The organism is Lysinibacillus sp. FN11 (assembly GCF_024628845.1).
GTDB lineage: Bacteria > Bacillota > Bacilli > Bacillales_A > Planococcaceae > Lysinibacillus > Lysinibacillus capsici.
In genome coordinates this window covers 363,601-377,592 of sequence record NZ_CP102383.1, presented here as the reverse complement: position 1 = coordinate 377,592, position 13,992 = coordinate 363,601, and the positions used below count along the sequence as shown (strand labels likewise).

General features: G+C 36.9%; 15 protein-coding genes and 1 pseudogene. 6 read left to right on the top strand and 10 right to left on the bottom strand.

Annotated elements, in window-relative coordinates:
• Window positions 1-14 precede the first annotated feature (14 nt).
• A pseudogene (locus NP781_RS01720) lies at window positions 15-1,059 on the bottom strand (SepM family pheromone-processing serine protease).
• Window positions 1,060-1,178: 119 nt separating this feature from the next.
• Here NP781_RS01720 and NP781_RS01715 point away from each other — a divergent pair.
• Complete coding sequence (locus NP781_RS01715; RefSeq protein ID WP_255600463.1) at window positions 1,179-2,078, top strand: hypothetical protein; 900 nt, start codon at window positions 1,179-1,181, stop codon at window positions 2,076-2,078.
• A 58-nt stretch (window positions 2,079-2,136) separates the two neighbouring features.
• On the opposite strand, the gene coaD is transcribed toward NP781_RS01715, so the two are convergent.
• The 3 genes from coaD to NP781_RS01700 form a co-directional block, all read right to left on the bottom strand.
• Window positions 2,137-2,628, bottom strand: coding sequence for a pantetheine-phosphate adenylyltransferase (gene coaD / locus NP781_RS01710; protein WP_004224812.1), 492 nt, complete (start codon window positions 2,626-2,628; stop codon window positions 2,137-2,139).
• Between the two features lies 1 nt (window position 2,629).
• Window positions 2,630-3,196, bottom strand: a complete 567-nt coding sequence (gene rsmD, locus NP781_RS01705) for a 16S rRNA (guanine(966)-N(2))-methyltransferase RsmD (RefSeq protein ID WP_221679710.1) — start codon at window positions 3,194-3,196, stop codon at window positions 2,630-2,632.
• A 71-nt stretch (window positions 3,197-3,267) separates the two neighbouring features.
• Window positions 3,268-4,689 (bottom strand): RNA polymerase II, encoded by a 1,422-nt coding sequence (locus NP781_RS01700; RefSeq protein WP_257521270.1) that lies wholly within the window; start codon window positions 4,687-4,689, stop codon window positions 3,268-3,270.
• Window positions 4,690-4,745: 56 nt separating this feature from the next.
• Here NP781_RS01700 and NP781_RS01695 point away from each other — a divergent pair, with 56 nt between their 5' ends.
• Window positions 4,746-5,135 (top strand): DUF7147 family protein, encoded by a 390-nt coding sequence (locus tag NP781_RS01695; protein WP_036077099.1) that lies wholly within the window; start codon window positions 4,746-4,748, stop codon window positions 5,133-5,135.
• A gap of 2 nt (window positions 5,136-5,137) precedes the next feature.
• Here NP781_RS01695 and NP781_RS01690 read toward each other — a convergent pair whose 3' ends face one another.
• Window positions 5,138-5,410: a YlbG family protein gene (locus NP781_RS01690; protein ID WP_004224806.1), complete on the bottom strand. Its 273-nt coding sequence runs from the start codon at window positions 5,408-5,410 to the stop codon at window positions 5,138-5,140.
• A gap of 377 nt (window positions 5,411-5,787) precedes the next feature.
• Here NP781_RS01690 and NP781_RS01685 point away from each other — a divergent pair, with 377 nt between their 5' ends.
• On the top strand, window positions 5,788-6,699 hold the full coding sequence (locus tag NP781_RS01685) for a glycerophosphodiester phosphodiesterase family protein (protein ID WP_221679704.1): 912 nt from the start codon (window positions 5,788-5,790) through the stop codon (window positions 6,697-6,699).
• 90 nt (window positions 6,700-6,789) lie between these two features.
• On the opposite strand, the gene NP781_RS01680 is transcribed toward NP781_RS01685, so the two are convergent.
• Together NP781_RS01680 and NP781_RS01675 are read right to left on the bottom strand one after the other, a co-directional pair.
• Window positions 6,790-7,842, bottom strand: a complete 1,053-nt coding sequence (locus NP781_RS01680) for a tartrate dehydrogenase (protein WP_257521269.1) — start codon at window positions 7,840-7,842, stop codon at window positions 6,790-6,792.
• A 109-nt stretch (window positions 7,843-7,951) separates the two neighbouring features.
• Entirely contained in the window at window positions 7,952-8,398 is a 447-nt protein-coding gene (locus tag NP781_RS01675) for a YlbF/YmcA family competence regulator (protein ID WP_004224800.1), read from the bottom strand.
• Between the two features lie 87 nt (window positions 8,399-8,485).
• On the opposite strand from NP781_RS01675, the gene NP781_RS01670 reads away from it, so the two are divergent.
• Entirely contained in the window at window positions 8,486-8,986 is a 501-nt protein-coding gene (locus tag NP781_RS01670; RefSeq protein ID WP_221679699.1) for a PaaI family thioesterase, read from the top strand.
• On the opposite strand, the gene NP781_RS01665 is transcribed toward NP781_RS01670, so the two are convergent.
• Together NP781_RS01665 and NP781_RS01660 are read right to left on the bottom strand one after the other, a co-directional pair.
• Window positions 8,967-10,439 carry a UDP-N-acetylmuramoyl-L-alanyl-D-glutamate--2,6-diaminopimelate ligase gene (locus NP781_RS01665; RefSeq protein ID WP_257521268.1) on the bottom strand — a complete coding sequence of 491 codons (1,473 nt, stop codon included), beginning with the start codon at window positions 10,437-10,439 and terminating at the stop codon, window positions 8,967-8,969. The genes NP781_RS01670 and NP781_RS01665 overlap by 20 nt on opposite strands.
• Window positions 10,440-10,590: 151 nt before the next feature.
• Window positions 10,591-11,745: a CAP domain-containing protein gene (locus tag NP781_RS01660; RefSeq protein ID WP_257521267.1), complete on the bottom strand. Its 1,155-nt coding sequence runs from the start codon at window positions 11,743-11,745 to the stop codon at window positions 10,591-10,593.
• Between the two features lie 147 nt (window positions 11,746-11,892).
• Here NP781_RS01660 and NP781_RS01655 point away from each other — a divergent pair, with 147 nt between their 5' ends.
• A complete protein-coding gene (locus tag NP781_RS01655) occupies window positions 11,893-12,294 on the top strand; it encodes a YugN family protein (protein WP_004224795.1) in 402 nt (133 codons plus the stop codon).
• 146 nt (window positions 12,295-12,440) lie between these two features.
• On the top strand, window positions 12,441-13,502 hold the full coding sequence (gene ytvI / locus NP781_RS01650; RefSeq protein ID WP_257521266.1) for a sporulation integral membrane protein YtvI: 1,062 nt from the start codon (window positions 12,441-12,443) through the stop codon (window positions 13,500-13,502).
• A 14-nt stretch (window positions 13,503-13,516) separates the two neighbouring features.
• Here the strand turns inward: ytvI and NP781_RS01645 are convergent, their stop codons facing one another.
• Window positions 13,517-13,978, bottom strand: a complete 462-nt coding sequence (locus NP781_RS01645) for a DUF420 domain-containing protein (RefSeq protein ID WP_016992774.1) — start codon at window positions 13,976-13,978, stop codon at window positions 13,517-13,519.
• Window positions 13,979-13,992 lie beyond the last annotated feature (14 nt).

Below are 13,992 nucleotides of genomic sequence, written 5' to 3'. Positions count from 1 at the left end.
AGCATCCCTTTATATTATTTTGGTTGAAGTTGCTTTAAATAATTGATAGCATCGTCAACGCTCTTCACTGGAACGATTTTCATTTTTGTTTTAATCTCTTTTGCCGTTTTGACAGCCGTTGCATAATTCGATTCTAGCTCTGGATACTTCGCTTTCATTTCTCGAGAGATTTCATCATCTGGTGCAAAAGATTTCCATGCCGTCACGATCAGCGGCAATAACCTTATAGTCTATTCCACCAATTCTGCCAACGGTTCCATCTATTAGCATTTCACCTGTACCAGCAATTGCATAGCCTTTTGTTAAATCTTCATCAAGTAATTGGTCTAATATTTCAAGTGTAAACATCAGTCCAGCAGAAGGCCCCCCGATATCCTCTGTTTTCATCGTCACTTTCGGATTAGTTTCAATCGATTTGCTTTCAGTATAGGAAATACCTAAACCTGCTCTATGTTCTTGGGCATTAGGAATTTCCTTTAGTGTAATAGTCTCCTGATGTTGTTCTTCATTACGTATAAATTGAATGGTTACCTTATCGCCAAGCTGCTTAGGTTTTAATAGATCCACAAGCATTTGCTGGCTAGTTATTCTTTGACCATCAACCTCGACAATTTCATCACCAGCTTTTAAAATACCGTCCGAAGCTCCTCCGTCTAAAACATTTAATATGAATACACCATTAAAAAGAACCTTTGTCTCCAGCCCTGCTCTTTGGAAGGCTACATATTTGGCATTAAATTGTGAATCAGACATTAACTTTAACTGTCGGATATTATATTCCTCATCATCCTCTAAAGGATTTCGTACTTGTTCAATATCCATTAGCTTTTGATATTTTTGGACTTTCGCCCACAAATACGAAAATGGTGTGGCTTGCTGCATAGCAACTGTCATTAAACTTAAAGACCCCTCACTATCTGCCTCTTTACTATCCACAGTAACAAATTTACTGACATCATAGGCACTTCCAGGTTTCATAATATACGCGTCTAGTCGGTATAACATCATAAAACAAATCACGACTATCAACACTGCATAAATACTAATTTTTTTCTTCACTTGAAAACACCTCCTAGGACGCTTGCAAAACCATACGTTCATGTTTTTGCCTTTCTCACATATATTGATTTTAGCATTTGCCTATGTGAATGACAAAAAGTTGAAACGAGATGATTAACATGTTTGCTACAATTCAAATAGTGCTCTGCGTGATTCTAATTCTCTTACTCTTGTTATTCCCACAAACCGCTCACAGTGGTACAGATTTAGGCTTAAATCTTTTCATGGAAGCACTTTTCCCGTACTTATTGCCGTATCTTGTGTTAACACAATGGCTGCTGCGTTTAACAGCCCCTATGCGTACCAAAACAAAAAGGGCTTCTTTATACGTACAAGCCTACGTTATTAGTGCCCTTGGAGGCTATCCAACTGGCGCAACCACTATTGTTTATTTGAAAAATAGTGGTCAATTACACCCTAAAGAGGCAAATTTCTTGCTAGCTGTTTGTCATGCACCTAGTCCACTTTTTGTATTAGGTTTTGTAAGCCTTGATTTACTAAACAGTAATACGTTTGGATGGTTGTTTTTATGTTTACTACATACGTTTAATATTTGTTGCCTAGTAACTGGCTACTTTTTCTTTCGCAAAACTGATTCACCTAATATCTCCGTACACAACACACCACTCTATAGTGCTCCATTTTCGGAAAGTATTAAAGAAACAGCCCCAACTATTCTGCTAGTTGGTACAACCATTATCTTTTTCACAACGATTCAAACCATTGTACAACAAGGCTTAGATCAGCTGATACCAAAGCTTCCCTATACGATTGAGCTTTCCATAGCAGCTGTTCTGGAGGTAACGAACGGTCTTAAAATGACAGTTACAGCATTTCCAGATCTTCCGTATACCCATTTACTTGTTGTGATTTTGTTAACGATGCAAAGTATAAGTATTCACTTACAAATTTTTGTTATCGCCAAATCTGCGAAACTTTCTGTACGACCTTATATTAAATTCCGCCTCCTTAGCATAATCATCGTACCAACTATTTATGCTTTATTTTTTCTAAAATAACACTCGCTCTAAATATCAAAAAGAGGATGTCATCGTTCTCTTGACATCCTCTACATCCTTATTGTGTAAAACCATATTTTTCTTTTAAAGCCTTTACGACACATGTAGGGACTAGCTCGTTAACATCACTACCGTATTTCGCAACCTCTTTTACTATACTAGAACTTAGGAATGAATATTGATTTTTCGTCATGATGAAAAATGTTTCGATTGTTTCATCCAAGAAACGGTTCATAGAAGTAATTTGCATCTCATATTCGAAATCTGAAACTGCTCGTAAGCCACGGACAATTGCCTTCGCCTTTTTTTCCTTAGCATAATCAATCAATAAGCCTGAAGAACTCTCTATACGAACATTAGGTAAGGTTTTTGTCACTTCAGCCATCAAAGCCATACGTTCCTCTACAGAAAACAAAGGATTCTTTGCTGAATTGTTTAATACTGCTACATATACGATATCAAACACGTCGGCCGCACGTTTAATTATATCTAAATGGCCGAATGTTACAGGGTCAAAACTTCCAGGAACTACAGCAATTTTTTCAGACAACTTATTCTCCCTCTTCCTCTGTACAGCGATAAACAGAAATAATTGTTCCGCCATAGGTTTCTTGTCTTGTTAAAACAAACTCCCCAAAATTTTGAGGTAATCCTATCTCTTTTGCATGTTCACATAAAATAATACCATCTTGTTGTATTTTACTGTTATCGACCAAAATCTGTACGAGGTCATAATATTCCTGCTGATGGTAAGGTGGATCTAAAAATACGAGTTTAAATGTAATATCACGCTTTAATAGCGCTTTCACAGCGCGCTTTGCATCGATACGAAAAAGCTCTGTATATTCTTCATAACGGCATTTTTTTATATTTTCTTGTAGCACCTGGAATGCTTTAGGATCTTTCTCAATAAAAATAGCACGTTCTGCTCCTCTACTTAATGATTCAATCCCCAAACCACCGCTTCCAGCAAACAAATCTAGCGCCAAACCTCCTTCAAAAAATGGACCGATTATATTAAAAATGGATTCCTTTACTTTGTCAGTTGTAGGCCTTGTCGTATTTCCCGCTATTGCTTTAAGCGGCATTCCTTTGCGCTCTCCTGCTACAACTCTCATATCAGTATCTCACCGTACTTTCGTCTATATAAAGTATTTTGCAGCGAAAGGTTGGCCCTCCGCTGCAAAAGTTATTGTTGCTCTTGTTTTAATACTTGAATACGCTCATCCTTTTTTTGCAATTCAACTTGGAATAATCGCTGTAACCAAGCTTCTTCTACATAATAATGATCAGCAATCTTTATGATTGGTTCAGAGATTGATGAATACCTACGCTGGTTGAATACATAGAATCCAGGCTCTTTAGGGAAGCGGAATGTACGATGCTCGCTATTAACATAATAGCCATTTTTTCCTTCCTCAGCTGAGTAGCCAAGGTAAGGCAATAATGTATCTGCCGTATACAACACCTGTCCCTCATAAAGAATAACATGAACATCTTCCTTCAATGTATCATCCACATAGACATCACGTGGATCCTCAAATAAAAGTGGATAGGTTCCATTTTGCTGAGCTGCATTTAATGTAAAATAAGATGTCTTGGCATCTAATACCTGTGATAAATACTTGTCCATTGTATCTGGTGAAATTGATTCATCTCCAAGCTTTTTCAATGTTTCCTGCCAAGCTTGTTGTTGAGCATCTGTCATGTAATCATTTAATGTCTTGATGATTTTCTTTGTTTTTTCTCCACCAATTGGATCGCTTATTAAATAGGATGCCACAACCTCAGGCAACCATTCTGGGGAATCTACAAAATTATATTGTGATTTGATTTGTGATAAAATTACTTCTTGCTCTACAGCTTGTGCAGTAAGCGTTGGTAAAAATAACAATCTTTCGTCATGAACTGCTACTGGACTTTTTTCTTGAATAATTGCAATATGCTCATCACTTAGAAGCTGTAAATTTTCTAATGACTTTAGAAAATCATTAGGGACTTTTTGCTGGGCATAAATTGATAACACAGGTGTCTGTTCTTGCGCTTTAAGCTCCCCGGCTTGCCAATATAAATCTTGAACAGTACCGTTTCCTCTAAACATTGTGTAATTGACAAGTACAAGTTGTTGTTGACCTACTAGGGGTAAACCTGTAACCCATTGTCCTTTCACTTTACTGTCTGTAGAAATTGAAACAATCGAATACGATGCTTCACCATTTATTAGTGTAGCAAAAACATTTTGAAGGAGCATCTTATTTTTTAAGCCACCCTCAATTGGAATTATGTATGACACAGATTGTGATTTTGTCTCCCCTTTTGCAAAGTAAGAAACTTCATCTGATAAACGATCACAGCTTTTTTCATTTTCAATAAAGCAACTAGCATTTGTTGCTTTTTCAGGCCATTTAATTTTCACCTTTTGATTTGGTAGGTTTTTAAAATGTTGACGAATATCTAAGCTATTTTCGCGATAGACAATTTCTATTTCCTGAGAATAATGAAAATCTCCTATGCCTGTTTCTAAATCAGATGAATAAGCATGGTATTGGAAAAATACCGTTCCTGTAATGATTAGTGCTAAAATAGAAAAAAAGCTCAATGCAAATTTCATGTGCTTGACCTCCCGCAGCATGATACTATGAATATTGGAAAGGATGTGCAATTATTATGCCACAACAATTTATAGAATTAGGTGAAGGCTATGGTGATGTTTACGAGCTACTCGAAATTATTAAAACCAACCAGGAACGTTTTCATCAAGCCTTTTTACTAACATCTACAAAAGAAGACAAGAAGGTGATTTCTTTAGCTGTCGCCCTTAAACCAGTCGGCGAAAGTAAATTCATGCCTATTTATATTTGTCGAGAAGGCATCCCATACAATGAAGAACAGCCCACACAGCGACAAAAAATGTTTGAAGCACAAATAGAACAACTCGGTCGAAAAGCAGTAGTTGTAGAAATAAAGCACTCATCTATATTTTCGGAATCAAAACTATTTTATCAATACCTAATAGGTATATTAAGACTAAATAACTATATACCTGCATTGACATAAGTTTATAGACCTACTTTATAGTCATATTCCTTTGCTTTATCTGGTTTTGCATTTTCATATTCAGTTTTTACAAAAGGACGATAAGACGCCACAACGTCTTTCACAAATGGAAGGCGTTGTAGTTTTGTTGTCATCATGTCAATATCCTCACGATCGCAGTAAAGCACTACGTATTTTTGCCTTCTAGAAATATAAAGAACATGACCATATTTCCGAAGTGACTTCGCATGTTTTAATTGATGGACGTAAACGATTAGCCCTTGTCGTTCGTTCATAGTGGATTCCCTCATTTCTTACATAAAAGAATACCATAGACCAGAAAATGATAGCAACAGAGTTTAGCTGACAGAACGCTCAATTTTCCGTTATAATGGAAAAGCATGCGACGTTGAACATCGTGAAGATGAATCAGTTGTTTTAATTAAATTCAATTGTAGCATCATTACAGGAACAGAAAAATGCTGAAAGATGGTCATGCCTCAAATGAACCCGATTGTTTTTCAAATAGGATGGCAAAAATCGGCATAAAAAAATCATCATTCATTTATACTAGTAACTAATTTTAATAGTAGTCCCTGTACTTACTACTATTAATTAAACAATGCTTTCACTACAACTTTTTATATGAGGATAATTTTTAAGGAGGACGAATATGGGTAAGAAAACAAAAATTGCGCTTGCAATTGCAGCAGCAAGTGCAGCAGCTTGGGCAGGCAGTAAAGCTATTTCCAAACCACAGCAACGCGAAGGTAAACAAGCATTACAATTTGAACGCCCCATAATTCTTGCACATCGTGGCGGAGCTCTTTTAGCACCAGAACATACAATGGTTGCATTTGAAAAAGCTGTACAGCTAGGTGTTGATGGCTTTGAAATCGACATTCGCCTAACGAAAGATGAGGAAATTATTGTTTTCCATGACGAGACAGTTGAACGTACAACGGATGGCTATGGGCTCATTGCAGATATGACGTTGGCAGAAATCAATGCCTTGAACCATGGCTACCAATTTGAAGATTTAGATGGAAATTTCCCATATCGAGAGGATAAATTGAAAGTCGTAACTTTACGAGAGTTGCTGGAAACCTATCCAAACATGTTAATCAATATTGATATCAAAGATGCTCCAGATACTTATGAAGGGAGTCTGATGCCTTCTAAACTTTGGCGCTTAATCGAAGAACTTCAAGCTGAACATCGTGTTGTTGTGACAAGCTTTTATGGTGAGCAAATAGATCGTTTTAATTTATATGCTCAAAATCAAGTAGCACTTGGTGCAGGTGAATCAGATGTCAGAAAAGCATTTGCTTCCTTCTCAAGTCAGTTTGGACATTTATATCACCCTAAAGTGGATGTTTTTCAAATTCCTCCAAAGTCAGGGGTTATTGCATTAGATTCTCCTAAATTTATTCAGTTTTTAAACAACCTCAATATACCTGTCCACTATTGGACAATCAATGACCTAGATACGATGAAAAAACTACTCAATAATGGGGCAAAGGGCATTATTACCGATCGTCCGGATATTGCTGTTGAGTTATTACAGGTTCAAGAGTCTAAATAAGACAAGGAATGAAAGGGAAGCACACTGAACGGATGTGCTTCCCTTTCATGTAAATGTTAGCCCCATTATTACTTTCCATTACAGGAATACTTATGTTAAATAATCTAAGATTGCATCTGTTACTTCTTTTAGTGTGGCAACTCCACCCAAATCAGGCGTTTTTATACCCCGCGCTATTGTTTGCTCTATAGCATTCAATATCCTTGTTCCCACATCTTGATAACCAAGGAAATCGAGCATCATCTTACCTGTCCAAATTTGTCCTATAGGATTGGCAATTCCTTGACCAGCTATATCTGGTGCAGAACCATGGACAGGCTCAAACATTGATGGATATTGCCCTTCAATGTTTAAATTTGCTGCAGGTGCAATACCGATGCTTCCCATAATTGCACCGCCTAGATCTGTCAAAATATCCCCAAATAAATTCGATGCTACGATAACATCAAAATTTTCTGGCTTCATCACTAAAAATGCCGCTAGTGCATCAATATGATTAGATGCTTGACCTACCTCTTTATATTCTTTTCCTACTTGAGTAAACACTTCATCCCAAAAAGGCATGCTATATGTAATCCCATTTGATTTAGTAGCACTTGTCACATGTCCATTACGTGTTTTGGCTAGTTCAAATGCATAGCGCATCGCCCGTTCTGTACCTTTTCTTGTAAAAACAGCATTTTGGATTGCCACCTCATCTTGACCACTATGTATTCTTCCTCCGCTTTCAGCATACTCCCCTTCGGAATTTTCCCTTACAACTATAAAATCAAAATCATTTGGTTGTCGTAAAGGTGATGGTAATCCTTGAAGTAGCTTTGCAGGTCGTACATTAATAGATTGCTGTAGCTCACGTCGAATTTTAATGAGAAGGCCCCATAATGATACATGATCCGGAACCAATTTAGGCATTCCGACTGCGCCTAAGAATATTTGATCATACTGTTTTAACAGCTCAATACCATTATCAGGCATCATTTTCCCTGTCTCTAAATAGTATTCACAGCCCCATGGAAAGGTTGTCCATTCAAATTGAAAGCGTCCATCTAACAACGCTGCCTGGTCAAGAACTTTTATTGCAGCTGGCACAACCTCTTTTCCTATTCCATCTCCAGGTATTACAGCAATTCGATAAGTTTTCATTAATGTTTCCTCCTTCAATTTAATTATAAAAAAGACTGTAAACTAACTCAGTTATTGCCTTCGAGTTGTCTACAGTCTAGAAGAGATATGCTATATACACACATCCTATTTACGCTGAGCAGGAGCATGAACCGCCCGAGCCACATCCACCACCGCAAGATGAACCAGATGCAAAGAATGGATTACTAACAGGAACTTTTACCGCTTCAGAGACAGTTTTTCCTATTAATAGGCTAATCTCATCAAGTAAATCCTGAAAATCGTTTTCAGCAATTTTCAAGGCTGAAACTTTCTCATTTAAGTCAAGTGCCCTTTTCTGTTGGCGAATCGACTTCATAATTGTATGGTAGTCCGGATGATATTTTCCGAAACGTTGTACATCTTCGTACTGCTCTTTCATGCGATTAAATGCATATATAGCTTCTACAATTTGTGCATCACTATATACAGCTTCATACGCTTGTTGTAGCGCCATCGCAGGTTCTGAGGAAAGAATCATCTCACAAAGCGCTTCCGCCTCATCCAAAATGATTACCCAGTCAGAGGTCATCATCATCTTTAATTCCCCCAATCTCTTTCCCATCATAACAGATTTTATGGTAATTTTACATTAATGATAATTTTCATGAAAGAGGTTTTCAAAATGATGACAACATCTAAGGATCAGGTTGAACAGTTAGTTGCCGAGATTTTACAAAACAGTACCGAGGAAGATGAAGAAGTTTTATTACATCTTTTAAAGGGCCTACGGGAGAAACAGCAGGGCATTCACCGTCGTTATATTAATGCTATTTTACATATGGTAGGTAAATTTGAGACTGAGGTCAGTGAGGTCCGTATCCCTATTACACCGGTCATCCACAATACGATAAAGGTGCCACATGGAGGTATTGTTGCAACGATTGCTGATGCCGCTATGGGAGGGCTTGCTTCGCGCTCTGTGCCTGAGGGCTATAATGTAGTTACTACGAATATGAATGTATCGTATATTGCTACCACCACAAATAAAGAATTGATTGCACGTGGTCGTTTTGTTCATAAGGGACGCCAAACGCTTGTCATGGAATGTGATATTGAAGATGAGACTGGTCGCAGGCTTGCTATTGCTACAGGATCTTTCTTCGTTATTCAGCGTCGTCCGTAATTAAACTCGCAAAATAGTCTTTAACACATTGTTGATCGGAAAAAGGGAACTTTTGATTTTTAATTTGCTGTGTTTGTTCATGCCCTTTTCCGGCAACAAGGACAATGTCACCCTTTTCTGCCTTTGCTAATGCTTGATGGATAGCAAGTTTGCGATCTAAATAAATTTCATAATATTGTTGCTCTGTAAAACCAGCAATAATACTTTCATTAATCACAATAGGATCTTCATCACGTGGATTATCTGTCGTTAAATAAATAACATCAGCGTATTTACTTGCTACTGCCCCCATTGCAAAGCGTTTCGCCTTATCTCGATTTCCTCCACAACTAAAGACAAGGTAAATTGTTTTAGAGCGATCAAAGGTTTGCAATACCGCTTGTAAAGCTTCTGCTGTATGGGCATAATCTACATAAACATCAATTCCTAATGGATTTTCAATCTTCTCCAGCCTGCCCTCTGGTAGCCTTAATGACCACATATGTCCTACTATATCTTCCATAGGTATACCTAAGCGCCATACAGCCATTAAGGAAGCAACAGCATTTTGCACATGGTATTTACCGACAAAAGGAATTTCTACAATATGCTCACTCGCGGAAGTCTGTAAACAAAGTACGGTTTTGCCAACTGATTCACTGACGATTTGGATATGTAAATCATTGTGATTATCAAAACCAAATGAGCAAGATTTTTTCTTATCATAAATGCCAACAGAACGGCAAAAATTATCATCTCCATTTAATACTAGCTTTTTTGATAAATCCGCTAAACGTTTTTTGGCACGTTTATAAGCTTCTAACCCTCCATGATCTTCTAAATGATCTTCTGATAAATTTAAAAATACACCACAGTCAATGTCACAATGATCGAGCCTATGCTGCTGCAACCCCATTGAAGAAGCCTCTAATACAACATGGGTCACACCTTTCCGCACACATTGCTTAAGAATGGGGTGTAATTCTTTAGCTTGCAATGTTGTTAATTGCTCATAAGCCGTTTGTTGTTTCTCACCATTGATGAAAAAGCCAACTGTTCCAATAACTGCTGCATGTTTATGTAGTGCATTTAGAAGCTGACTGACAAAATGGCTCACTGTAGTCTTTCCATTTGTACCTGTAATGGCGATAACAGTTAAAGCTTCTGCTGGAAAAGCAGCAAGCTTCGCACTTGCATACGATAAAAATAATGCTGTATTTGGAACCCATACAAATGGAATTTCTTTATCTATAATTGGCAAAGAGATACTTTCTTCTGAAACGATGGCAGCAGCTCCACGTGCCAATGCCTCTTTGACAAACCGACTTCCCGATGTTTTTTTTCCTTTTCGCACAATAAATATATCACCAGGTTGTACCGCCTGCGCATAGTCCTCTACACCAGTAATTTCTGTCCGTATAGATCCTCCCGTCACGCTACATGGCCAGTCTTTTAATAACTCTGCTAATTGCAAACCTCATTCCCCCTCTCAGTTCTCTATCATATGACGGCGTTTGTAACGGTGTGACGAAAAATGTAGAACCCTAAAAGAAGGAGAAACTCCACATAAAAAATGAAGACAAGCCCGTTTGTTGAAAGCTTGTCTTCATCTGAATATTATTCTGTTATGGTAAGGTTTGATTTGATTTATCTGTAGAATCTTCGCTATCTTGTTTTTCATTTTTCGTCTCTTCATTATCATGTTCTTCTCTATCCAGTTCTTGTGTAGTAGGTTCAAGATATATTTGCGTATAATAATCTACAAAGGCGCCAGAACCAACGTGGGTGTATCGATCATTCAAAAGAACTTTTCTGTGTTCAGGAGAATTTGTCCAGCCATGCATGGCTTCAATCGCATCAAAATAAGCAGTTGCTAGGTTTTCATTCGCTTCACTATACTCGATTTTTTGTGTCTGTAATCTTTTTTTTAGATCGCCATAGGTTGGAGATTCATGCGCTAAAAAATTTTGCACTTTCATGTCCTCACTATGCATTCTTGCTACTTCCTCCAAGGATTCATCCATTTCTAAAGGAAGTAAATCATGATGGACTCTTGTTACATTTAGCAAATCGTCTAATTGTTTAGCGCTAGCCACATCAATTTCTTGCTGTAAGAAAGAGGAAGGAGGAGTACGTCTAACAAGCTCCCCTTGATAGCTCATTTCATATGGCTGATGAAGGACAAGTGTTTCACTGTCTGTATATCGAATCCCTTGCAACTCACTTGTCTCCCTATCTATGTAAAGCTGTGCGTAAAGACCATCAAATTTGATAAGCAGCCTTGTTTGCATATCTTCTTCACTCATCGAAAAAATGAAAATATTTTCGCCTACAGTGGCGGCTACCTCATAATCAATGATCGTCATTCTGTATATTTCATCACGTTTTTGGCCTACTTTAAAAGGAAATGCATCAATTTCTTGTCCTGCTATGTAAATTTGTGTCACAATATTATTATCAATGCCAATCATAAAAAAAGTTGAAACATCTTCATTGTAGACCCACCATTGATAACCAAATGAAGACGGCTCTTTTCTTGCAGGCTCCCCATATTGTTCTAAAACAGTTTGTGTGCCTTTTCCTATCAATGTGGATATACCTGTTTGTGGACGTGTCATTGCGCCTATTGCAGGTTCCTGCTTTAGCTGTGTTTGAGGTATGATATTCGAATTGGTATTTGGGCCTTCTAGTGGCTCATTTTCCTTAGGGGTATTAAAAAACATAAAGCCAATTAATGCAACTGCACCACAAACCATTAAAATGCGGAATAAAGCTTTCATACAGGACTCCTTTTCATCACCATTATTGTAAGTTATTATATCAATTGTAATTGGGTTGACACAATGTTGTCATTGCAACAATGTCGAATATGCTCTATTATAAAAATGAGCGTATACTTTGTACGAGAACCTAAAGGAGGACTATACATGTATTTTGAAAATACTAACCTTGAAAATTTAACAGCTGATCAAGAGCTACTTGTCAGCATTATGAAAAAACATGGTTTAGAATGTGATGGCGGCTGGGATTACGAGCGTATGACATTCGATAAACGATTCGATACTCGTGAAGGTCGTTATTACCTACGCGTATTCGCATATGCTATTTCTGGTGACGTAGGTGCACACGATGCCATCCTTACATTAATGAAACCAGTCCTTGGTAAATATTATTATCCACATGGTGTTGAATATGGCGATGACGAGGTTTATCCAGCACACCTTGTAAAAAAATGTGAAGAAATCTTAAAAAAGGTTAAATTAGAGTTAGATCAATTCTCAATCGAGCCTACAAATAAAAATAACTTTGAACCTGTTAACGCACGCTAATCTTTCGTACATTGAAGTGACGGTAAGTAAGCATAAATAGCTTCATGGTTGTAAAAAGACTGGTGGTCCAGTCTTTTTTTATTTTGAGTAAAAAAAAATTTTTTTCTCATACTACCTATATCTATTACAAGATGTAGGTGAGAAAAATGTTATCATTTTTTAATCGTCCTTTTTTTCGTCATCCCATTATTGTTATCGCAATGGGTATACTGATCCTTTGGTCCATCTCCATATCATTACCAATTTTACTTGCCTACTTAACCGCGTTATTGTTAGAACCAATCATCGTTCGAATGAGTAAACGGTTTAGAAAAAAACGAAAAATCGTTGTCTTCTTCTTTTTTTTGTTTTTTCTAAGTATATCTTTATTATTATGTGCACTTATCCTCTATATAAGCTGGAAACAATTTTCTTCCTTTATTATTGATATACCTGATTATCTTAATCAATTGTCCGCCCTATGGATTCAAATGCAATCGAAGCTCAGCAATTACACCTATCATTTACCTGTAGAGTTAGTTTCACAAATTCAATTTATGATTGCAAAAGCTTTAGCATCCATCGAAAAATTTTCTTTATCCTTAACGAACGTCAATGTTTGGTCAACGTTACTAACATATATTCCCACACGTCTTTTTGATATATTTGTTTATTGGATTGTGTTGTATATGTTGCTTTTAGAATTACCAACAATTAATCGTAAATTATTAACGCCCGTTCCTTTTCATTACCATCAAAAAATAATCTTTATTGGCCAACGTGTTAAGCTAGCATTATTTGGATTTCTGAAAGCTCAATTACTTGTAGGGATAGGGATCTTTGCTATATCATTCGCTGCATTTTATTTTTTAAAAACACCCTTTCCTATACTGTTAGCACTTCTACTTGTTGTTTTAGACTTTATCCCTTTTCTTGATTCATTTATTTTATTAGTCCCATGGGCAATCTATCAGGTCTTTGCTGGCGATTATTTATATGCAGCTGTCTTAATTTTACTAACCATTGGACAATTTCTAGTCCGACGAATGATTGAGCCAAAAATTATTGGTGATAAAATTGGACTTTCTTCCTTGAATACCTTTATTGCCATGTTTATCGGTTTTAAAATCTTTGGATTTATTGGAATATTAGTTGGTCCATTACTGGTTGTCGTAGTCCTTTCACTATTCCAACCAACTATAAAAAATCTCCCTCCTGCACAGAAATAAGGAGGGAGATTTTTTTAAAATCCTAAAATGGCTTTAATTACTGATGTTGTTTCACCAGGCTCAAATAAAATATACAATAATAAATAAACTAATACACCAGTTATGGCAACAAAGAACCAAATAATACTTGTAATTGGCCCAATTCGTCTGTGTAATTTAATGTTCATTTTCAAACCTGAAATAATACTAACGATACCGAACACAGCTCCAGATGTCGCTAAAATAATATGGAAAATCAAGAAGAACGTATAATATGGTTTTAAATCTTCTCCACCGCCAAAAGCTGTATTTCCAATAAAGATTGTACGGGACGCATAGATGATAAAGAAAATAAGTGCCGCAACACCTGCAGCAAGCATCACTTTCTTATGTCCCTCTACATTTCGTTTTATAATTAAGCCCCACCCTATCGCTACTAGTACCGCACTAATAACGATAAACGATGTACTAATAGTAGGCAAAATTTGCAATTCCATTGTCAAAACCCCTT

Bases quoted from the DNA above. Each gene is read 5' to 3' on its own strand.
- NP781_RS01660 (WP_257521267.1), bottom strand. From the start codon at position 11,745: ATGAAAGCTTTATTCCGCATTTTAATGGTTTGTGGTGCAGTTGCATTA.
- NP781_RS01685 (WP_221679704.1), top strand. From the start codon at position 5,788: ATGGGTAAGAAAACAAAAATTGCGCTTGCAATTGCAGCAGCAAGTGCA.
- NP781_RS01695 (WP_036077099.1), top strand. From the start codon at position 4,746: ATGCCACAACAATTTATAGAATTAGGTGAAGGCTATGGTGATGTTTAC.
- NP781_RS01645 (WP_016992774.1), bottom strand. From the start codon at position 13,978: ATGGAATTGCAAATTTTGCCTACTATTAGTACATCGTTTATCGTTATT.
- NP781_RS01690 (WP_004224806.1), bottom strand. From the start codon at position 5,410: ATGAACGAACGACAAGGGCTAATCGTTTACGTCCATCAATTAAAACAT.
- rsmD (WP_221679710.1), bottom strand. From the start codon at position 3,196: ATGAGAGTTGTAGCAGGAGAGCGCAAAGGAATGCCGCTTAAAGCAATA.
- ytvI (WP_257521266.1), top strand. From the start codon at position 12,441: ATGTTATCATTTTTTAATCGTCCTTTTTTTCGTCATCCCATTATTGTT.
- NP781_RS01675 (WP_004224800.1), bottom strand. From the start codon at position 8,398: ATGATGATGACCTCTGACTGGGTAATCATTTTGGATGAGGCGGAAGCG.
- NP781_RS01655 (WP_004224795.1), top strand. From the start codon at position 11,893: ATGTATTTTGAAAATACTAACCTTGAAAATTTAACAGCTGATCAAGAG.
- NP781_RS01700 (WP_257521270.1), bottom strand. From the start codon at position 4,689: ATGAAATTTGCATTGAGCTTTTTTTCTATTTTAGCACTAATCATTACA.
- NP781_RS01680 (WP_257521269.1), bottom strand. From the start codon at position 7,842: ATGAAAACTTATCGAATTGCTGTAATACCTGGAGATGGAATAGGAAAA.
- NP781_RS01670 (WP_221679699.1), top strand. From the start codon at position 8,486: ATGATGACAACATCTAAGGATCAGGTTGAACAGTTAGTTGCCGAGATT.
- NP781_RS01715 (WP_255600463.1), top strand. From the start codon at position 1,179: ATGTTTGCTACAATTCAAATAGTGCTCTGCGTGATTCTAATTCTCTTA.